General features: G+C 48.1%; 18 protein-coding genes, 1 tRNA gene and 2 pseudogenes. 16 read left to right on the top strand and 5 right to left on the bottom strand.

The window, feature by feature from the left end; all coding sequences use genetic code 11:
• Window positions 1–11 precede the first annotated feature (11 nt).
• The 4 genes from mutM (at window position 12) to MRBLPE1_RS29650 (ending at window position 2,887) form a co-directional block, all read left to right on the top strand.
• Entirely contained in the window at window positions 12–866 is an 855-nt protein-coding gene (gene mutM, locus MRBLPE1_RS29635; RefSeq protein ID WP_364153070.1) for a DNA-formamidopyrimidine glycosylase, read from the top strand.
• A gap of 129 nt (window positions 867–995) precedes the next feature.
• A complete protein-coding gene (locus MRBLPE1_RS29640) occupies window positions 996–1,712 on the top strand; it encodes an MntP/YtaF family protein (protein WP_364153072.1) in 717 nt (238 codons plus the stop codon).
• 15 nt (window positions 1,713–1,727) lie between these two features.
• Entirely contained in the window at window positions 1,728–2,324 is a 597-nt protein-coding gene (coaE, locus tag MRBLPE1_RS29645; protein WP_364153075.1) for a dephospho-CoA kinase, read from the top strand.
• Window positions 2,321–2,887, top strand: a complete 567-nt coding sequence (locus tag MRBLPE1_RS29650) for a lytic transglycosylase domain-containing protein (protein ID WP_364153626.1) — start codon at window positions 2,321–2,323, stop codon at window positions 2,885–2,887. Before coaE ends, MRBLPE1_RS29650 begins: the two co-directional genes overlap by 4 nt.
• Before the next feature lie 108 nt (window positions 2,888–2,995).
• Here the strand turns inward: MRBLPE1_RS29650 and MRBLPE1_RS29655 are convergent, their stop codons facing one another.
• A complete protein-coding gene (locus MRBLPE1_RS29655) occupies window positions 2,996–3,214 on the bottom strand; it encodes an alpha/beta-type small acid-soluble spore protein (RefSeq protein WP_169085206.1) in 219 nt (72 codons plus the stop codon).
• 142 nt (window positions 3,215–3,356) lie between these two features.
• On the opposite strand from MRBLPE1_RS29655, the gene nrdR reads away from it, so the two are divergent.
• Together nrdR and MRBLPE1_RS29665 are read left to right on the top strand one after the other, a co-directional pair.
• The gene (gene nrdR / locus MRBLPE1_RS29660) at window positions 3,357–3,839 is read left to right on the top strand and encodes a transcriptional regulator NrdR (RefSeq protein ID WP_308999348.1); all 483 of its coding nucleotides are present in this window, start codon (window positions 3,357–3,359) and stop codon (window positions 3,837–3,839) included.
• Between the two features lie 43 nt (window positions 3,840–3,882).
• A tRNA-Ala gene (locus MRBLPE1_RS29665) sits at window positions 3,883–3,958 on the top strand.
• Window positions 3,959–4,224: 266 nt separating this feature from the next.
• On the opposite strand, the gene MRBLPE1_RS29670 is transcribed toward MRBLPE1_RS29665, so the two are convergent.
• Window positions 4,225–4,413: a hypothetical protein gene (locus MRBLPE1_RS29670; RefSeq protein ID WP_364153080.1), complete on the bottom strand. Its 189-nt coding sequence runs from the start codon at window positions 4,411–4,413 to the stop codon at window positions 4,225–4,227.
• Window positions 4,414–4,678: 265 nt separating this feature from the next.
• Window positions 4,679–5,298 (bottom strand): annotated as a pseudogene (locus tag MRBLPE1_RS29675) (NADH:flavin oxidoreductase); the annotation flags it as partial.
• 129 nt (window positions 5,299–5,427) lie between these two features.
• Between MRBLPE1_RS29675 and MRBLPE1_RS29680 the strand changes: the two are divergent.
• The 3 genes from MRBLPE1_RS29680 (at window position 5,428) to MRBLPE1_RS29690 (ending at window position 8,352) form a co-directional block, all read left to right on the top strand.
• Window positions 5,428–6,087, top strand: coding sequence for an alpha/beta hydrolase (locus MRBLPE1_RS29680; protein WP_414698942.1), 660 nt, complete (start codon window positions 5,428–5,430; stop codon window positions 6,085–6,087).
• A 56-nt stretch (window positions 6,088–6,143) separates the two neighbouring features.
• The gene (locus tag MRBLPE1_RS29685) at window positions 6,144–6,275 is read left to right on the top strand and encodes a hypothetical protein (protein WP_364153086.1); all 132 of its coding nucleotides are present in this window, start codon (window positions 6,144–6,146) and stop codon (window positions 6,273–6,275) included.
• Window positions 6,276–6,486: 211 nt separating this feature from the next.
• Window positions 6,487–8,352 (top strand): beta-L-arabinofuranosidase domain-containing protein, encoded by a 1,866-nt coding sequence (locus MRBLPE1_RS29690; protein ID WP_364153089.1) that lies wholly within the window; start codon window positions 6,487–6,489, stop codon window positions 8,350–8,352.
• 179 nt (window positions 8,353–8,531) lie between these two features.
• Here MRBLPE1_RS29690 and MRBLPE1_RS33205 read toward each other — a convergent pair.
• A pseudogene (locus MRBLPE1_RS33205) lies at window positions 8,532–8,735 on the bottom strand (carbohydrate ABC transporter permease); the annotation flags it as partial.
• Between the two features lie 521 nt (window positions 8,736–9,256).
• Window positions 9,257–9,454, bottom strand: coding sequence for an alpha-L-arabinofuranosidase C-terminal domain-containing protein (locus tag MRBLPE1_RS29700; protein WP_364153628.1), 198 nt, complete (start codon window positions 9,452–9,454; stop codon window positions 9,257–9,259).
• A gap of 145 nt (window positions 9,455–9,599) precedes the next feature.
• On the opposite strand from MRBLPE1_RS29700, the gene MRBLPE1_RS29705 reads away from it, so the two are divergent.
• From MRBLPE1_RS29705 to MRBLPE1_RS29735, 7 genes are all read left to right on the top strand, one after another.
• Window positions 9,600–9,662: a hypothetical protein gene (locus tag MRBLPE1_RS29705; RefSeq protein WP_364153630.1), complete on the top strand. Its 63-nt coding sequence runs from the start codon at window positions 9,600–9,602 to the stop codon at window positions 9,660–9,662.
• A 363-nt stretch (window positions 9,663–10,025) separates the two neighbouring features.
• Window positions 10,026–12,251, top strand: coding sequence for an AraC family transcriptional regulator (locus tag MRBLPE1_RS29710; protein ID WP_364153092.1), 2,226 nt, complete (start codon window positions 10,026–10,028; stop codon window positions 12,249–12,251).
• Between the two features lie 209 nt (window positions 12,252–12,460).
• Window positions 12,461–13,402: an ABC transporter permease gene (locus MRBLPE1_RS29715; RefSeq protein WP_364153096.1), complete on the top strand. Its 942-nt coding sequence runs from the start codon at window positions 12,461–12,463 to the stop codon at window positions 13,400–13,402.
• A 12-nt stretch (window positions 13,403–13,414) separates the two neighbouring features.
• The gene (locus tag MRBLPE1_RS29720) at window positions 13,415–14,305 is read left to right on the top strand and encodes a carbohydrate ABC transporter permease (protein ID WP_414698938.1); all 891 of its coding nucleotides are present in this window, start codon (window positions 13,415–13,417) and stop codon (window positions 14,303–14,305) included.
• Between the two features lie 93 nt (window positions 14,306–14,398).
• Window positions 14,399–16,015 carry an extracellular solute-binding protein gene (locus MRBLPE1_RS29725; protein ID WP_414698939.1) on the top strand — a complete coding sequence of 539 codons (1,617 nt, stop codon included), beginning with the start codon at window positions 14,399–14,401 and terminating at the stop codon, window positions 16,013–16,015.
• Between the two features lie 76 nt (window positions 16,016–16,091).
• Window positions 16,092–18,071: a hypothetical protein gene (locus tag MRBLPE1_RS29730; RefSeq protein WP_364153098.1), complete on the top strand. Its 1,980-nt coding sequence runs from the start codon at window positions 16,092–16,094 to the stop codon at window positions 18,069–18,071.
• A gap of 398 nt (window positions 18,072–18,469) precedes the next feature.
• On the top strand, window positions 18,470–19,861 hold the full coding sequence (locus tag MRBLPE1_RS29735) for an ABC transporter substrate-binding protein (protein WP_364153100.1): 1,392 nt from the start codon (window positions 18,470–18,472) through the stop codon (window positions 19,859–19,861).
• Window positions 19,862–19,974: the final 113 nt, after the last annotated feature.

Genomic DNA, 19,974 nt, shown 5'->3' on the forward strand with positions numbered 1-19,974 from the left:
GGTGAGGAGAAATGCCTGAATTGCCAGAGGTAGAAACCGTAAGACGAACATTAATTGAACTTGTAGCGGGAAAAAGGATTCAATCCGTATCCGTCAGACTCCCGCGTATTATACAGCGTCCCGCAGAGCCGGAGCAATTTGCCGACGCCTTAGTTGGACATACGATTCAAACCGTAGAGCGGCGCGGCAAATTTTTGAGAATCCTATTGGACGGACTGGTCCTTGTATCCCATTTGCGCATGGAAGGCCGTTACGGCGTGTTTGCGTCAGATGAACCGATCGAGCTGCATACGCATGTGATTTTCCATTTCGAGGATGGAACGGATCTTCGCTATAAGGATGTGCGCCAATTCGGCACGATGCATTTGTTCCAAGCCGGACAGGAGATGGAGCTTCCCCCGCTTAACAAGCTGGGCATAGAGCCGCTTGAGCCGTCCTTTACGCTGGAAGCGCTGCGCGGCAAGCTGGAGAAGCGTACGACAAAAATAAAGCCGCTGCTGCTCAATCAGGAGCATATTGTCGGTTTGGGCAATATTTATGTGGATGAAGCCTTGTTTCAAGCCCGCATTCATCCCGAACGCACGCCGAATACGCTCAAGCCGGCGGAGTGGAAGCGGCTGTACGAAGCCATTCGTTCGACGCTTGCGCATGCCGTCGAGGCGGGCGGCTCATCGATTAAATCCTATGTAAACGGGCAAGGCGAGATGGGAATGTTCCAGCATCAGCTGCTCGTATACGGCAAGAAGGACGAGCCTTGCCCGACCTGCGCCAAACCGATTCATAAATTTGTCGTAGGGGGCAGGGGCACGCATATTTGCAGTAAATGCCAGCCATTATCCGCATCAGGGAAAGGCGCGGCGCAATAGCATTTCTTTATCGACATGCACAGACAAATACTCCCCGCATATGATAGGTGTGTTACGAACAATAGGCGGATGACTACTCACAGCGTTAACGTGAGCCGGATAACCGCCGTGCGGGGAGGGACTTTACGATTGTTCGCGCATGTTGCTTCGCTGTTAGTTCTTGCTTTTGCGGTTAGTTTAGACGGATTTGGTGTTGGTGTTACCTATGGCTTGCGGAGAATCCGCATCCCGTTGCTGTCGGTTATTATCATTGCTTGCTGCTCCGGTCTGATTATTTATTTATCCATGCAGGTAGGAGGCTGGCTGACCGGTTTTCTATCCGAATTCGTAGCGCGACTCATTGGCGCATGCGTGCTGATATTAATCGGAGGCTGGGCGCTGCTGCAGCTTAGGCGAGGAAAGCGTAACGATGAAACAAACGGTACGGCTGACGCGTCTGCCGGAGAGAGCGCAGGTGCTGCTGAAAACACTGCGAGATCGCATGCCGGAGAGATCGCAAGCGCGGCGCTTGTCGTTATGGTGGAGCTGAAGCGTCTTGGGCTGGTCATTCAAATTTTGCGAACGCCGCAAGCAGCGGATGTCGACAAATCGGGCACCATCTCAGCTTCGGAAGCGGTCATGCTCGGCGTAGCTCTATCACTCGATGCTTTCGGAGCGGGACTTGGCGCTGCGTTGATCGGTTTGCCAGCGCTGCTGACGGCATTAACGATAGCGGCTGCGAGTGCGATTTTCTTAGTCGGCGGCATCCGTTTCGGTTTTCGCTTCTCTGCCTGGAGGGGAATGCAGACATTATCTTTACTGCCAGGCATATTATTAATCATGATGGGAATCATGAAGTTGTTATAATTTGAGGTGAAATGGATGAAAATCGGATTAACCGGCGGTATTGCCAGCGGTAAAAGCACTATCGCGAGCTTGCTCGTGGAACGCGGTGCGCTGCTGGTCGATGCCGATCAAGTCGCAAGAGAGGTTGTGCTTCCCGGTGAACCGGCACTGGAGGCAATAGCCTCTACGTTCGGACAAGCCATCCTCGAGTCGGACGGTTCGCTCAACCGGAAGGCACTCGGTGAAATTGTATTTCGGGACAAAGACTCGCTTGCCAAGCTAGAAGCGATTACGCACCCGGCAATCCGCTCGCGCATGCAGGAAAAAATACATACCTATGCCGAGCAGTATCCCGAACGTTTAATTGTAGCGGACATCCCGCTATTGTATGAAACCAAGCAGGAGCATCTCTACGATGGAATAATGGTCGTTTACGTGCCTGCGGAATTGCAGAAGGTTCGTTTAATGGAAAGAAACCATGTTTCGGAAGAAGAAGCCGTTCGCCGGGTCTCACTGCAGATGGATATCGAGCAAAAGCGAAGAAATGCCGATTGGGTCATTGATAACAGCGGTTCACTCGCGGAGACGAAGCGTCAGCTGGACGAATTTTGGAAAAGCCAGTGCCTGCCATGAGAGTGCTGCTGAAGAAGAGAGTATTGCTGTTGCTGCTGCTTGGATTAATGACTATTTTGTTTCTAAAATCCGACTGGCTTGCCGCATGGATGTACCCCGTTAAATTTAAAGATGATATTCGGGCAAGCGCGTCAAATTACGGAGTCGAACCCCATTTGGTTGCTGCGATCATACGCAGTGAAACCAATTATCGGACAGGCCAGGATTCGAAGAAGGGCGCTTTGGGCTTAATGCAAATTATGCCGGATACGGCCAAGTGGGTCGTTCAGAAGGCGGGATTTGAAGATGTAACGGAGGATATGCTTCGTCATCGAGCAGATGTCAGTATCGAGGTCGGTTCATGGTATTTACAATCTTTGAATCAACAATTCGATGAAAATAAGATTGCAGCCGTTGCTGCGTACAACGCAGGCCCGGGTAATGTTCGGAAATGGCTGGATACCGGCGTATGGGATGGAACGATCGAATCGGTGAAGGAAATACCTTTTGGAGAGACGAGACACTATGTACAGCGGGTCATTTACTATTATAATAAGTATAAGGATTTATATCCGACCTTCTGATGGACGAGCATTTGCGGATTCGAAAATACAATGAAGCCTTGGAGGCCCGTCTCTTCGTGGACAGGCCCAGCCAAAGCTTCCGTTATTCATACAACTTTTAATGAATCATTATTTGTATTGACCAGCAAGGGATTGCTCGGCAATTTGCACTAGGCGACGGGTAATGTATCCCCCGATGGAGCCTGCGTCTTTTGTAGCCATGTTGCCGTAGTATCCGTCTTGCGGAATCGCGATGCCTAGCTCTTGAGCAACTTCAAATTTCATTTGATCAAGGGCAGCTGTCGCTTGTGGCACTACCAGTTGGTTACTGCTGCGGGATGCGCTCATGTATGTTCACCTCCTTGCGGTTGGTAAAAGTATTATGTGCAAAAATCAAAACTTCATTACAGGAATTTGATGGAAATTAAAATTATTTTTGAAGAGCTGATTTTCAAAGGCTTTTCGATGTAGAAAGGAGGCCAAACGCATCATGAAATGCCCATACTGCGACTATGCCGGCACGAAAGTATTAGATTCGAGGCCAGCCAACGAGAACAAATCGATTCGCCGCCGCCGTGAATGCGAAAAGTGCAGCCGCCGCTTCACGACATTCGAAATGATTGAAGAAACGCCTCTAATCGTCATCAAGAAGGATGGCAGCCGCGAAGAATTCAGCCGCGACAAAATATTACGAGGTCTTATTCGGGCCTGCGAGAAGCGTCCAGTGCCCGTAGAGCGACTGGAAGTTATCGTATCCGAGGTGGAGAAGGAGCTTCGCACGACGGCACACGCCGAAGTCGACAGCAGCGATATCGGTTCGATCGTAATGAATGAGCTGTATCCGGTTGACGAGGTAGCCTATGTCCGCTTCGCATCCGTATATCGCCAATTCAAAGATATCGACATGTTTATGAAGGAGCTCAACAACCTGCTCTCCAAACATCCGCTCAACAGTATGATAGATAAAGATTGACAGATCTTAGCACCTTATGCTAAGATCAATCTTGTCGTCATTTGGGGCCTTAGCTCAGCTGGGAGAGCGCATCGCTGGCAGCGATGAGGTCAGGGGTTCGATCCCCCTAGGCTCCACCAAATACAAACTTCCAAAACCCTTGATAATCAAGGGTTTTTTTGTTTTTATAATGTCCTAAGCAGAAATTAAAGTATTAATTTTTTGAACTTTGGGGACGGATTGGGGACGAAAAAATAAAAAATGAAAACTTGTGTTTGCGACTTGCGGGGATAAATATGTACTGTTAATGAAGTTGTTTAAAAAAAGAGTCCCCATCAGCAATAGATGTGGAGCTATGTAAGAACAAAAAAAACGGCGCCTTTTTACGCACCGTTTGATTCATTAATTAGTCTAATTCAAGATTTTTCATAAAGCTCACAATATTAATGGGTTTTAACTCATCTAGTCGTTTGTTACCGAAGACAGGGGAGATATGGTTTTTCAATAAGTGGTTGTAATTTTCGAGGGTCTTATCTTCTAGATGTTTGATTCCGTATTTGCTTTTCCATTCTTCAACAAATTTATTGAAAGTCATTTTCTCCGGAGCAATATATTCACCAGCTTCGACTTCATCTTGGAATTTAGCTAGTTCTTTTTCTGCTTCCCTTATGCCTGATGCTTTAATCGTTTTTTTTTGATCTTTTTATACGTTTTCCTTCATTGTCGTAGCCTGTTTCAACAATTAACCGATATGAGTTTTTACTTTGCTTTTCAATACTGGCCATTTTTATCCTCCTATAAGTTCACTTATAGGAAATTATTTCCTATAAGTGATTACATGAATACTAATTAATTCAAGTATTATCTGGTGTGATAATGGAACCGGCCGCCAACACAGGTACCTTACCGTTTGCTCTTTCAAGAATCAATTAATTCAAGCCTTGTTTTCTCATCTTGACTATTTATAGGCTTGGAAGACACATGATCTAATGAAGCATGTATATAATCTAAATTTTGTTCAACAAGGAAATCAATTAATTTATATGTGTCTTCCATACGTAATCCGTCCACTTTAGAGGATTCTTCTGGGGACAAACGATACCCTAACATAAATGGTTTTGTAGCATGCTTTTCAATTACCTTTTTGATTTCTTCAATAATTGCCAATGGAAAACGTAGTCGATTCTCAAGGGTTCCCCCCCCAGTGGTCTGTCTGTTTATTGGTTGCTGGGGACCAGAAGTTTTGAATTAAAAATCCATGAGCCCCATGAATTTCGACGCCATCAAATCCAGCTTCAATCGCTCTTCTCGTTGTGTCGCCAAAAGCACGTATAGTCGACAGGATTTCCTCATGTGATAGCTCTCTTGTTTTTGCAAGTGGGCCAAATGGAGTAGCCTCAGGCTGATAGACACTCGCACTAACTGCATCTAATCCAGGCAAGGATTTATCGCCTGCATGAAAAATCTGCAGTACAGCAGGAAGCAAGGCACAGTTCGAGAGGTTGCTTATCCGGTAAATAATTATATTAACCAGTCGCGGCAATTCGTGACGGATCGCCCTATCGATGCCGGGGAAGCGGGAAGAGCCACGGTTAGTGGAGAGGCGATCATGAAATCCTGCAGTGTCTATCTCCCAGCGGGTTATGACGAGTGTGATCCGGATACCCTTTACAATGTGTTGTACTTGCTTCACGGTGTAGGCGGAGACGAATACGAATGGTTACGCGGAAGCGGGAGTGAGGGCGGCAATCATATCTTGTGCAATATGTTAGACAAACTCGTAGCGAACCGTGATATCGATCCGGTCATTGCCGTTATGCCGAATGGAAGAAGCTCGCATGACTGGACGGATCGAACTTTCAATTCCGAAGGGACCAACATGCTTGGGTTCTACTATTTCGATTATGAGCTAAGATACGACTTGATCCCTTTCATTGAATCCGCATTCAAGACGTATGCGAATATACGAGAGACGTCTCCGGAAGCAGTCGAATACAACCGTACGCATAGGGCCATCGCGGGTTTATCCATGGGTGGCATGCCAAGCATTGAATCTGATCCTTGGCGGTTATCGATGCGATTCCGCGACGGCGTATCGATCGATTGCTACAGGCAATCGATCAACGGGCTCGCGGACATTGCAGGGGATTATCTCGATGTGTATTACCAAGTCTCGATCAAAGGCGGTGTTCATGATTTCAACGTGTGGAACAAAGGTGCGTACCATTTTACCCGTCTGTCATTCGGGAATGGTTTGAAGCTAGACTGAATAGTAGACTCAGAGTACATAGATGAAATGAAGCGAAATCGGAGGAAGGTGTCGAAATGAAAAAGCCCCTGTATGACGAGAACGTACAAGTGAAAGACGGTCTAAGGATAGATGAAGAAGTATGGCGGCGTGTAGATCTCCGAACGCACGGTAACTCGGATCATGAAAAAGCAACAATGAAGGTCTAGAACGGACAAGTGTGCCCATCTCGAACTGGCCTCCAATTATTGTGTGAAATTTTATAAAAAACAGATTGAGTTTGTTTATAGTCCTTACTTAATTTCATAGGATAAACTGTTGTAGTCAAATCGTATAAGTTGAGGGAGTGGGACGTTGGAGTTACGGCATCCGGTTGGTCGACAAGGCAAGGCTGTATAGTTAGATTGGAGGTATCACGCCGTGATTGAGCTGAAGGGGAAACATGTCATCGTTCACGATGGCGAATTAAAACGCAGGGAAAATGCAAACCGGGCGTATCTGATGAAGCTGAACAGCGATCATCTATTATTAAATTACAAGCTGGAGGCAGGAAGATTCTCGGGCAGAGAAATTCCTAAAGGAGCGCACGGAGGCTGGGAGACGCCCGTCTGTCAGATTCGCGGCCATTTCCTTGGCCACTGGATGTCCGCTGCGGCACTCCACTATCAAGAGACCGGCGACCCCGAATTGAAAGTCAAGCTCGACATTATCATCAGTGAGTTGTCAGCATGCCAAAAGGATAATGGGGGGAAGTGGGTCGGTCCCATTCCGGAAAAATATCTCCACTGGATCGCGAGCGGAAAAGAGATCTGGGCGCCTCAATATAATGTTCACAAGATTCTTATGGGACTTGTTGATGCGTATTTGTATGCCGGAAATCGACAGGCGCTCGATATTGCGGAAAATTTCGCGGACTGGTTTGTCGAATGGAGCGGGGAATTTTCCAGGGAAAAATTCGATGACATTCTGGACGTGGAGACTGGCGGCATGATTGAAGTCTGGGCAGAGCTCCTACACCTAACCGGCAAAGATAAATACAAAACGCTGTTGGAGCGTTATTATCGCAGAAGGCTCTTTCAGCCATTGCTGGAAGGAAAAGATCCGCTAACGAATATGCATGCAAATACGACCATCCCAGAAGTACTGGGCTGTGCGAGGGCTTATGAGGTAACCGGGGAAGACAGATGGATGGATATCGTCAAAGCCTATTGGAATTGCGCTGTTACGGAGAGAGGTTATCTAGCGACGGGCGGCCAGACAGCCGGCGAAGTCTGGATGCCGAAGATGAAAATGAAAGCTCGTTTGGGGGACAAAAATCAAGAGCATTGTACGGTATACAACATGATGCGTATGGCCGAGTTTTTATTCAGGCATTCCAGCGACCCGGCTTACGCGCAATATATCGAATACAACCTGTACAACGGCATCATGGCGCAATCCTATTACCAGGAGTACAGCTTGACCGGAAGTCAGCATACCCATCCCCGAACAGGGTTGCTGACATATTTCCTTCCCATGAAGGCCGGATTGCGCAAGGACTGGAGTACGGAGACGGAAAGCTTCTTCTGCTGTCACGGCACGATGGTTCAGGCGAACGCCGCCTGGAACAGAAGTATTTACTACAAGGATCGGAACGATATTTACGTATGCCAATATTTTGATTCTGAGGTGGAAGCGGAAATCGACGGCGATGACTTCCGGATCATCCAACGCAGGGACAACATGAGCGGAAGTATGCTAACCTCTTCAAACACCGCGGGATATCAGAAGTTGAGCGAGATGACTGCACGTCATGAGAATATTCCTCCATACCGAAAGTATGATCTCACCGTGAGCTCGTCCGCTCAGAAGGAGTTTACGATCAGTTGCCGGATTCCGGAATGGATTCTGTCGGAGGCAGTCATATACGTCAACAATGAGCTCCATGGAAGAACTGCAAACAGCAATACGTTCTATAAGATCCGTCGTACATGGAAGGATGGAGACAGGATCAGTATCATCCTGCCCATAGGAATCCGCTTCATCCCGCTTCCCGATGACGAGAATATAGGTGCTTTCCGTTACGGAGCTGAGGTGCTGGCAGGTGTGTCCGAGACGGAAAGAATGCTGGTAGTTGAGAATGGCGACGTCGCTTCCGAAGTGGAGATGGAGAACGAGCGGGAGTGGGGAAGCTGGCGGTTCTTCTTTAAGACGAAAAATCAGAACCCGGTCATCGAGCTGAGGAGAATCCGGGATATCGGATATGAACCCTATCAAATCTATTTTAAAGTGAAAAATGCAAGGTAGGATCCTCATACGTGGTTGGAATCAAAAACCACAAACAGACCCAATCTCGAAATCGATTGGGTCTGTTCGTGGTTCAACCGGCAGAAACGGATAGACCAGAATAATCGGCACGCTGGCAACGATCGTCATCGTCGCGCGAACCGATGTCGGCGTAACCATCGTTACATTGCCCTGCGCAATAGCAAGCCGAGCTCTTTGGTCAGCAGGTAGCTCGGAATCAAGCCGCCACTGAAATACATCGTAAAAATGAAGGTAATGGTTACAAACTTTTTCAATGCATATTCAGGACGGCTGATTGTATAGGCCAGCATTGCCGTACAAAACACGGAGATGATTGTTCCGATGATCGTCTGCGCTGCGGAAATGAAGGTCGCATAAAATACCGGGTCTGAACTGACCTCTACATTCGTTCCGTCTGTCTCGGTGTTGCTTCCTCCTGGGTCATTATTCGAGTAGCCAGCAAGGAGGATTGTCGCAACCGTTAGAACGACCAGGCGGATAATTGTAAGAAATTGCATAACGGGAGGGAATGGAAGGCCAATCGCGGGTTCGGGATGGGCAACGGAAGAATAGGGATCGTTCCATATAAAAGAAGCTGCTCATGATCGAGCGGCTTATTCATTAAGTAAACCACGGCTGCTACTCTACGATGATTTCTACAACACAACAGGCGGGCAGATTAATTGAAAAGCAATTGTCCTTTACCACTATATCCGGCATCGTTTTAATTTCTACTTGAGGAGGCTGCCGGAATCGGTTATGGCTGTTCATATCGCCGCTGATCAAGTGAACAGAGGCGGAAGAGAACGCCTTTCCCTCAAGCATGATCTGTGCCAGTCGAGGCTCGTCTGCCGACAGGTTTACAACCGTTACATGAATTCTGCCATCAACTCTCTCGGAGGCACTAACTAACGTGCAGTGAGGGGACGGAAGCCTCCTCTGTCCCCGTAAGGTCCTGCTGTACGTAGCTTTCAATTAACGTGGAATTCTTATGCCCCTTAAACAGATCAAATACGTGATAAGTGGGAGTAAGTATCATCTCGTCTCCTTCAGTTAGAATAACCGATTGGAGCACATTTACCATTTGTGCAAGGTTGGCCATATGCACCCGGTCGCTGTGGGCATTGAAAATGTTCACGAAGGACTTGTGGAGCAATGGAAAGGGCTGGATGGTAAAATCGATGTAAACCGCTTCACGAGCGTGGCTTAAGGAGCAGTCCGAGCATGCGGCGGAATGGCGGGATGTCGTGAATACGTACTTTTTCCGAAAGTCAGGCATTCCTGATTCGCACAATCGAAAGATCCATTAGATCGACATATGCCTATCATTCCATCAAAACGGAGCCGCGCATGTTTGCGGACTCCGTTTTTTGAATAAGACTTCTATACTATTTTCTCTTATTTTTATGGCATATATCTACTTATTTGGAGGTAAAAAGTAATTCAATGACTTATATACGTTGCTGAAATACGATAAATCGTAGAAACCGCATCGTTCCGCTGCTTGAGTTACGGTGTCAGCCTATTTAATAATTACAAATATTGCTTCAAATACACATAGATCATGAAAACGCTTTAGTATTATAATGTTCTTAAAACGAATCTCTCAGGAAATTGGCTGGGGAGGATTGGAAGGTTAGAGAAAAGTATTTTGAGGAACTGAGGGGATCAGGATGAGGATGAACTGGTATTACCGTATGATGTTGTCTTATACGCCCATCTTTTTTGTCGTCATATCATCCGTCATCGTTGTCTTCTTCACCACGTTGAACCATGCAACGGAAAATCGATACATCGAGACGAATAAGGCGATCGTCGAACAAATCATGCAAAATACGGAGGCCAACCTGAAACTGATTGAGCGCAATGCGGTCAGCGCTTTGATTACCGACCGATCGATTAAGGATTTTTTCTCCGATCGGCCGAAAACCATCTACGATCATTACATCATTCAAGAAAAGCTGCTTGATCTGAAATCATCCTTGCCGCTCACCAGTTCAATTTATCTTTACGACGAAGCGAACAGGCGCATTCTGTCCGATTCGAATGCCTATAATTTGGATGTTTTTGCCGACAAGACCTTTCTGTCCGAGTCTTACACCGAGCCGATGCGTTCCGAATGGACATCGCCCCGCGATTATACGTTGTCGACGATTGATCGCAACAAGCAGAAGGTCGTATCGATCGTTAAAGTGTTCCCATATTCCAAGGACCAGAAGGGAACCATGGTGATTAACGTCTATGTCAGCTCACTTATGGAATCGCTCAATCAGTACAGTCAAGAGGATCGCGGAACCGTCCATATCGTAGACGCGGAGAATCGAGTGTTCCAAACGACGAAAGAAAGCCCGACCAACTCGCGTCTACGCGCGGTATCGGAATATACGGGCTGGACCTATTACGCCGACAGCGTCAATGCCGCAGGGTACTCCGCGCTGTCTCTTCTTTCCAATGCATGGGTCATATTGGTCATGGTCATCATCGTGCTGGCACTTGTTTGGTTTACGATTATTACTCATGTCCATTATAAGCCGATTCAGGCTTTGGTCGAGAAAATCAATAGGTATACGGCAAGAAAGAGCGGTGTACTTGGAATTAAAAAGCCCCTCAACGAGTTTAATTTCATTGAATCCGCGATCGACCAATTGCTCGCAAAATCAGTTGATTACGATAGCCTCCATGAGGCAGATACGCTTCACCGCAAGCGTATCCTGTTACAGGAATTGCTTGAAGGCCATCGAACGATGAACGATGCCGAATGGCAACAGAAAGCCGGTCCGATCGGTCTCCCTGGCGAGTATGATCGGATTGGCGTCGTATCGATCGAAATCGACCGTTATCCATCATTTGTCGAGACGTACAAGCCAAGCGATCAGCATTTGCTGAAATATTTCCTCGAGAGCGCCTTTCGAGAGCTTGCGCAGGAGCGCGGAATGCCTCAGAGCCATATCTGGACGGAGCCGCAGCAGATGACTTTTATTTTGTTTCTGACGGAACCCCACAAGCCGTATTCTGACGCTCTCTTCCGGTTATGCGAGGATTATAGAAGCTGGATTCACGACAATCTGCAGATAACGGTGTCTATAGGAATCGGCGCCGTATCCGATACGATGGAGACGATCGCGGAGTCGTACCGAAATGCCATCAACAACGTATCTTACAAGGTAGTGTTCGGTACGAACGCCGTGATCGATAACCAGAAAGCAGCGGCTAAGTCGGATAATAACGCTTATTCGTCATTCGGCTCCATCCCGGAGCTGGTACATCTATATCTGAAAGGAGACGGGCAATGGCTAAACAAATTATCGAGAATCATCGAAGAGTTGAAGCTGAGAAAAATGGGCAGAATGGAGATCACGAGTCTTGCCGCCAGTATCACCCAGTATTTAGAGAAGGAGATCTGCAGCATATCGCCTGAATTGAAGCGGGCTTGGCATGAAAGTTATCGCGATCGGTTCAATGCGATGGCAGACAAAGCGGAAACGCTTGGAGAGCTGAATGCCGAACTGGTCGCCGCCTTGAACGATCTGGCGGTCGATCTCAAGGTAGAACGCGAAAGCTCCAGCAACCATGCCATTGCGATGCGGATAAAAGCCTATATCGATGATCATTATTCGGACCCCGATTTATCTCTCTCCAGCGTTTGCGATAAGTTCGGGCTGCCCGTCAGCAATGCCAGCATTCTGTTCAAGGAGGAGAGCGGAGAGAAGTTCATTGACTATGTCATGAGGATTCGTCTCGATCACGGACGCCGCATGCTGGTGGAAACCGATGAATCGATTCAATCCATCGCGGAAAAGGTCGGGTATACGCACGTCATTTCCTTTCACCGCGCCTTCAAAAAGCAGTTCGAGTTCCCGCCGGGCGAGTATAGGAATATTTATCGGTTACAACGTTAATGAGTTGAAATCTGCTGGTTTCCAGCAGATTTTTTTTTTGAAGTTAAGCCGTAAAACCAGGTTAAGCATGCCACTAATTCCGCAGTAGACCTGGAATTAAGTCCAAAAATCATGTAAATGTACATCGAGCAATCCCGAATGATACATTATGACGTGTAAGGAGCGCTCGAACATACATGGAGCGATGAATAATTAGAAGGAGGGTGACCATGGCGATCTCAACGAAGCCTAACGCCCGGGAAGCATCACGATGGAAGGTACTGGCCCTAGTCCGCGACTGGCAGCTCTACACATTGCTTCTGCTCCCCGTGCTGTATTTTCTAACATTTAAGTATGTACCTATGCTCGGAGTCGTCATCGCATTTAAAGACTACAACATCTTTAATGGAATTTGGGCGAGTCCATGGGTAGGGTTCGAGACCTTCCAAGAAGTATTTAAAATGGATGGATTCTATCGCGCGCTGAGGAATACGTTTTTGCTGAACCTGCTGGATCTCGTCATCAGCTTTCCGATTCCGATTATTTTGGCCATCCTTTTAAATGAATTGCGCCTGAAATGGTTCAAGAAGGGGGCACAGATGATCCTCTATCTCCCGCACTTTATATCATGGGTAATTATAGGCGGCATGGCGATCCAGTTGCTTGCGACCAATACGGGTATCGTGAATACGGTGCTCAAAAATTTTGGAATGGAAGCGATCCCGTTTTTGACGGAGCCCTTGTATTGGGTGTTGACCTATCTCGGTATAGGGATTTGGCAAAGCGCCGGATGGGGGACCATCATTTATTTAGCCGCTTTAACGGGGATCAATAAGGACCTCTATGAAGCCGCGGAAGTGGACGGGGCCAATCGAATGCGGAAAATTTGGCACATTACGCTGCCCGGCATCAAACCGACCATTATTATTTTGTTAATCATTAACATCGGGCACATGGCCAGCATTGGATTCGATCGCCCGTTCGTTCTCAGCAATCCGCTCGTGACCGACGTCTCCGAGGTGATCAGCACTTACGTATACAGTATTGGGATCCAGTCGGCCAGGTACACAATCGCGACGGCGATCGGCTTATTCCAGGCGGTTGTCGGCCTGATTTTTCTGCTAACTGCCGATTTTATATCCCGCAAAGTAAATGACCAAGGCATCTGGTAAGGAGGAGAGGACATGAAAAGCATGGAACACGCAGCAAAGCTTGCGAATCGCAAAATAAATCTTTTGGACGCCTTTATTATCGGTATCATTACGATCGCCGGCGTGTTCTGCTTAGTGCCGATGCTCCATATTTTGGCGCTCTCGCTAAGCGGCAACAGCGCGATCCTCGCAGGCAAAGTAACCCTGATTCCGTTGGAGATGGATATGACGGCGTACAAGGCCGTGTTCGGAAACACGCAGATGCTTAGGTCTCTAGCGTTCACGGTATTTCTGGTGCTGTTATTTACGGCGATTTCCATGGCGATGACCGTAATGGCCGCCTATCCTTTGACTAAATCGAATTTGAGGGGACGAAATCTATTCCTGCTTATAATCGTAATGACGATGTTTTTCAGCGGAGGGATGATCCCGGAATATTTGCTGGTTAAAAATTTGCACCTGCTGGATTCCGTGTGGGCATTAGTATTACCGGGCGCCGTCAACGCTTTTTATCTCTTGATTATGAAATCATTTTTCTCTTCCATCCCGGTAGAGCTCGAGGAATCCGCCCGTATGGACGGCGCAAGTCATTACCGTATATTGTTCGGTATTGTGCTTCCGCTTTCGTTGCCGGTGTTAGCGACGTTAAGCCTGTTCTATGCAGTGGGCCGCTGGAACGGTTTTATGGATGCGCTGCTCTATATCACCGACTCGAAGCTCTATCCGCTGCAGTTGCGTTTGTACGAGATGGTCATGAACAGCCAGGTCGCCGACATCGCCGAGGGGCTAAGCACGACGGCTCCGGTGCCCGAAAGCCTTAAGGCGGCGTCCATTATGTTCGCGACTGTTCCGATTCTGCTGGTATACCCGTGGCTGCAACGTTACTTCGTATCCGGGATGATGATCGGAGCCGTTAAGGGATAATATCCAATATAGGCACGGTAGTCTCTTCCGTCGGGCACGTTATGCCGGGAGTTACTATATAAGCAATCCAATTTTTTGAAAAAGGGGAGAGGTATGATGAAATTCATCGCCAAATCAAGCAGATGGTACATCGGTTTCCTTCTGGCCGTTATCTTTATGACGGCCGCGCTATCGGGCTGCAGCGGCGGCAATTCAAGCGGCAACGAAGGAAACCAATCGCCGGACAATACGTCTGGAGAAGAGACGGGAGCGCCTAAGGGAGATCCCATTACGCTCCGCATCGAGCTGTTCGACCGCAACAATACGCCGACGGGGGCGCCGCCGATTACGGACAACTTCATGACGCAATACATTCAGAAAAACTTCGGCGACCCCAATAACATCAAGGTCGAATTCGTAACCGTTCCGCGGACGCAGGAAGTCGAAAAGTTGAACGTGCTGATGGCCTCGAACCAAGCGCCGGATCTCGTATACACGTACGACAACCCGACCGTGCAGAACTATGTGAGAAGCGGCGGATTGACCGATCTCGGTCCTCTGATCGAGAAATACGGTCAAAATTTAAAAACGGTTCTGGGCGAAGACGTGCTTAAATACGGCGTGTTCGAGGGCAAACAGTACACGATTCCGGCGCGCCGCGTATTGCTGCCTCAGAGCACGACGCTTATCCGTCAGGACTGGCTGGACGAGCTCGGCTTGCCGGTACCGAAGACGACGGAGGAATTCTACAATACGTTGAAAGCGTTTAAGGAAAAGCAGCCCGGCAAATCCGGAGCGAACGTCATACCGTACAGCAATATCGACCCCTTCCATATGAAACCGCTTATGTACTCGTTCTGGGAGTGGGATAAAATTTCGGATGAAGTCCTTTACGCGACACCTGAATGGCTGATGCCGGGCCATAAGGAAGCGCTGCGCTTCCTGAACAAAATGTACAACGAAGGGTTAATCGACCCGGATTTCCCGCTGACGATGAACAAGGATCCTCAGAAATTCCAAAAGGATCTGATCAACGGCTTGGTTGGGGCGGGTACCGCCAATACGAACGAGCCGGTCTACCAGGCGTATCTGGCAGAAGTCTACAAAGCGGATCCCAAAGCCAACCTTGTCCCGATCGATCCTTTCTCCACGCCAGACGGGAAGCATCCTAAGCCACTATATTCGCCGAACGGATTGCATATGTTCGTGCCGAAATCGAGCAAAAACGCGGAAGCCGTCGTGAAATATTTGGACTGGATGGCGCAGCCGGAAAACTTCATCGCCCTTCAGAACGGCACGGAAGGCAAATCCTACGAAATGCAGGACGGTATCCCGGTAACATTGGATAACGATGAAGCCAAAAATACTCTGTACAACTATTCGGATTATGCAATCATCCTCAACGGCAAATACGTCAGCACGACGGATGAAGAATTGAACATCGCCGCGAACGCGTCCGACCCGAAATTTAAAGATTTTACGATTTCGAGTATCGAGTTGGGTTCGTCCGACGGCGTTCTCATCCCGAATGTGAGTACGCCGGTCGAATCCGAGATCAAGTACGCGGTGACGCTTAAGGAGAAAACCGACGAAATTTTCGTCAAGGCCATTACGGCAAAGCCGGCTGACTTCGATAGCGTGTACGACAAAGAAGTTCAGGATTATATGAAAATTGGCGGCCAAGAGGTTATGGACGAGAAGCTCAAAGTGTTCCAAGCTGAGAAGAAGTAAGACGCAGAAGGTGAAACCGATTCTCCGTTCGCGGTAATGGAGAGTCGGCTTCCAAGCGAGATCGGAGGATTATGTGATGAACGTCGTCATATCGGCACGAAACAAGCAGAAGCAGAATATGGACTATACGGAACTCTCCATCCACGGATTAAGCGCAACGGTTGATGTTAGCGGCGGCATCGGAAGTCCCGACCAGCCTTACCGGGCTGCCTTAATTGTACGTAATGATAACCGTGAAGTCTGGAGCGGCGTGATCCGCGTGGAGCTTCCTTTCGCCAAAACGAATCCCCGCTTTTTCCTTCCCGCATTTATGTATGGCAGAAATCGCGGCGAAAGCCCCCAGAATGTATTGAACGAGTTTCCAAGGCTGCGAGAGGGCCATTCTTCCCGCCCTTCGTCTTCCTGGTGGATGACAAGGAGCGACCGTTTGTCTCATCCGGCGGCTCTTGTCTACGACTCCGGCAGAATTACGGGTATTTGCGCCAGTCCGTATTTTATGCTCAAGAATGGAACCAAGCAGCAATGGATGCCGGGCAAAGTAGGGGAGTTCTATCAATATGGGGGATTCACTTGCTCGTTGTCCAAAGGGACAGTCGGCTATACGCTTGGTTACGAGAATGCGCCGTGGATGTTCATCAAGTCCAAGCAGGTTGCGGAAAGGGCGCCTCTGTCGGAAAATGTCTTTGAGCTCGCGGCGGGCGAAAGCGTAAGCTTCGAGATAGACATCTACGATTACGAAGCCGAGTCGCCACTCGGCATCAACGCGGCTTTGGAACAGATTTATTACCGGTATCACGAGAAGCCGAGAAAGGGCAGTGCCGTGCAAATTGCCGCTGCCGATCTGTCGAAGGCTGTGTCCCAATATGCATGGCTGCCGGAGGAATTGAGTTATTCCGGCTTTGTCTTTGAGGATGAGCCCGGCTCCGGCAAGTTCCGGTACAACAAGCTATTTTCGATCAGCTGGACGAACGGCTTGTCCGTGGCCACACCCGTTCTGATAGCCGCACTGAGGCTTGACGACGAAGACATGCGGCAACAGGCGCTCTCCTGCATAACCAACATCGTGGAAAATTCGATCAATCCGGCTTCTGGGCTGCCGTATGAGACCTACGGCAACGGCCAATGGAGCATTAAGGGCTGGTGGTTCGACGGCATTCATACGCCCGGTCATTCTTCTTATTTGGCATGTCAAGCCATGTACTACATCTTGAAAGCTTACGAATACGAAAAGCGGCTGAAAACATGTACGCATGACGAATGGCTGCCTTTCGTACATCGGGTGCTTATGCAAATGGAGCGAACCAAAAATACGGATGGCGAATATCCATATATTTTGTCCGAAGAAACGGGCGCCGGTCTGGAATACGATTCATTTGGCGGGGCGTGGGCTATGACCGCTCTGGCTTATTACTGCTGGTTAACGGAAGAGCACTCGCACCTCGAGAGCCTGCGGCTAAGCGAAGCCCACTATTATAACCGCTTCGTGAAACGGATGGAATGTTACGGAGCACCGCTCGATACGGACAAAACCATCGATTCGGAAGGGATATTGGCTTATATTAAAGCCGTCCGTTATCTGCACGCCATGACGGGAGAGCAACACTATTTGGACAATATGAGGGATGCCATCTGCTATGAATCCACCTTCAAGTTCGTCTACAATTCTCCTATCAAAGTACCTCCGCTCAGTCGAATAGGCTGGTCGAGCAGCGGTGGAAGCGTCACTTCCGTGTCTAATCCCCATATTCATCCGATGTCGAACAATAGCGTGGACGAACTGCTCTATTATGTCGAGCAAACCGATGATGCCTATGTGAGAGAGCGCATGCTCGATACGGTCGGTTGGGGATGCCAAACCTATAACCGGTTTGACCTTGAATTCGATTACGGCAGGAGGGGATGGATGTCGGAGCGATTCTGCCATTCGGAGGGACTGCTTACACAGAAATACAGCGACGGCTCTCCGGCGAGCACCTGGTTCTGTCTGATGCCGTGGGCGAGCGGAAGTATCATCGAAGGCCTCGTTGGCGATTTTTGGGATAGCGGCTTTGCATGAAGGTTGATGGCTATGAAACCGAATTATCTTGTCATAATTCGGTCTATTTTTTGACATTATGAAGCGCATACATTTCGCGATGGCAAATTGGAATGCAAGAGATGATTGACGGTTATGTTGGCCTGACTTTGAAAAATGCTCTTGAGCCAAGCTGCAATTTCGACACAAAAGGGGTCAAGCAGTCGGTTGTTATTTATATTGAATAATTACAAAAAGTATTTAATCCCTCTATGGTTAGTTTACATGAGGAATTATATCATTTTGTATATGGTAGCTGCATCGCTTCGGACTTCCCGGCTTCTAAAAACTTACGCGAACCGGCAACCATTGGAAGTAAAAAGAAGGTTTTTTGAAAGCGTTACATTTTTGGTGTAGCCAAATCCTAAGGGGGTATTTACATGAGGTTGCGCAAGTCCATGCTGGTATTCTGTACTCTGGTTTTGGTGCTCATGGCGGCATGCAGCGGTGGTTCAGGCGAAGGTGCGACTAAGAATGGAACCGGCAATGCGGGCAAAAATGCCGAGAACACGCCTGCCGCGTCAAATTCAACCGATGGTAACGAATCGACTGAAGAAGAAGTGAGCGGCACGCCTGAAATGGACTTCGATATGGGAGGCCGTACGATCAAATGGGTCTCTTGGTACGACGAGTCGATTTTGGAAGACAATCCGGATAATATCAAGAAGAAAGGAAATTTGGACGCGTTAATGAAGAAACATAATTTTAAAATAGAATACGTCGTTGTCGATTACGGAGAATATCAGAATAAGGTAACGGCTTCGCTGGTTGCGGGAGAGCCGCTAGGCGATATTATCCGGGTAGCCAGACCGTGGATGATTCCAACGCTGGTCAATCAGGACTTGTTCTGGCCGGTCGATGAATACACGAAAAACGAGAAAGTATTTATTCAGCAATATACGAACGAATACTCTCAATACGAAGGCAGAGGCTACGGTTTCAGGACAGGCATCAACGGTGCTTCAGGCGGCTTTTTCTATAACCGTACTTTGATGAATCAATTGGGCCTCAAGCCATTGCAGGAATATGTGAATGAAGAAGACTGGAATTGGGAGACGCTCATTCAGGTTGCTAAAGAGGCGAACAAAGATACGAATAACGATGGGAAGCTGGATACATGGGGGCTTGCCAGCGATTCGCTTCTTGTACCGGCCATGGCGTCGAATGAAGCGAATCTGGTCGCCCAGGATAAGCAAAACCTCGAGGACCCCAAAACGATAGAAGTGTTGAACTTCTTATCTCGACTAGCAACCGAGGACATCGCCAGACCTACGGAAGGTGGAGATTGGACCGAGCCCGGTCAATTTTTCCGCCAAGGCAACACGTTGATGTATGCAGGCCAGGATTATGAAATGGATGGTTTCAAAAAAGATATGCCAGATCATGACATCGGTTTCCTGCCTTTCCCCAAAGGGCCTAGCGCTACACAATATCATTCTTCCAACACAATACCAAACTACTTGACGATTCCTAGTGCAGTCGAACATCCGGAGCAATTGGTATACCTCTATGAGAAGATCAACGATATTGATTCAATCTACGAATATCCGAAACAAGCCTCACTTGAAGCGTTATTCAGCAACGAGGACGATATCAATAATGCAAAGATGGCCGGAGAGAGCATTAAAGTGGTCGATATTAATAATGGATATCCGTCCATGCCTTATTACGAGCTTACCGGGGAAATTCAGGAAGGAATTTCGGTATCGACCGTCGTCGAGAAATATAAAGGGCCTTTCCAAACGGCGATTGATGAGGTGTGGAAAAAATAAGATTTAATTTAGTGTATCAAACAGTCCCCGAAACGTATGCGGGGACTGTTTCCTTCCTATCGTTACAGCTGCGATAAGTTGCTGGAATGAAATGGATTCTATTTACTGCGAGA

The sequence above is a fragment of the Paenibacillus sp. LPE1-1-1.1 genome, assembly GCF_040676435.1.
In the GTDB taxonomy this organism is placed as follows: domain Bacteria; phylum Bacillota; class Bacilli; order Paenibacillales; family Paenibacillaceae; genus Pristimantibacillus.

Bases quoted from the DNA above. Each gene is read 5' to 3' on its own strand.
- MRBLPE1_RS29710 (WP_364153092.1), top strand. From the start codon at position 10,026: ATGAGGATGAACTGGTATTACCGTATGATGTTGTCTTATACGCCCATC.
- MRBLPE1_RS29655 (WP_169085206.1), bottom strand. From the start codon at position 3,214: ATGAGCGCATCCCGCAGCAGTAACCAACTGGTAGTGCCACAAGCGACA.
- MRBLPE1_RS29735 (WP_364153100.1), top strand. From the start codon at position 18,470: ATGAGGTTGCGCAAGTCCATGCTGGTATTCTGTACTCTGGTTTTGGTG.
- MRBLPE1_RS29700 (WP_364153628.1), bottom strand. From the start codon at position 9,454: ATGGCCAACCTTGCACAAATGGTAAATGTGCTCCAATCGGTTATTCTA.
- MRBLPE1_RS29650 (WP_364153626.1), top strand. From the start codon at position 2,321: ATGAGAGTGCTGCTGAAGAAGAGAGTATTGCTGTTGCTGCTGCTTGGA.
- nrdR (WP_308999348.1), top strand. From the start codon at position 3,357: ATGAAATGCCCATACTGCGACTATGCCGGCACGAAAGTATTAGATTCG.
- MRBLPE1_RS29725 (WP_414698939.1), top strand. From the start codon at position 14,399: ATGATGAAATTCATCGCCAAATCAAGCAGATGGTACATCGGTTTCCTT.
- MRBLPE1_RS29685 (WP_364153086.1), top strand. From the start codon at position 6,144: ATGAAAAAGCCCCTGTATGACGAGAACGTACAAGTGAAAGACGGTCTA.
- MRBLPE1_RS29680 (WP_414698942.1), top strand. From the start codon at position 5,428: ATGAAATCCTGCAGTGTCTATCTCCCAGCGGGTTATGACGAGTGTGAT.
- mutM (WP_364153070.1), top strand. From the start codon at position 12: ATGCCTGAATTGCCAGAGGTAGAAACCGTAAGACGAACATTAATTGAA.
- coaE (WP_364153075.1), top strand. From the start codon at position 1,728: ATGAAAATCGGATTAACCGGCGGTATTGCCAGCGGTAAAAGCACTATC.
- MRBLPE1_RS29720 (WP_414698938.1), top strand. From the start codon at position 13,415: ATGAAAAGCATGGAACACGCAGCAAAGCTTGCGAATCGCAAAATAAAT.
- MRBLPE1_RS29730 (WP_364153098.1), top strand. From the start codon at position 16,092: ATGAACGTCGTCATATCGGCACGAAACAAGCAGAAGCAGAATATGGAC.
- MRBLPE1_RS29715 (WP_364153096.1), top strand. From the start codon at position 12,461: ATGGCGATCTCAACGAAGCCTAACGCCCGGGAAGCATCACGATGGAAG.
- MRBLPE1_RS29670 (WP_364153080.1), bottom strand. From the start codon at position 4,413: ATGACTTTCAATAAATTTGTTGAAGAATGGAAAAGCAAATACGGAATC.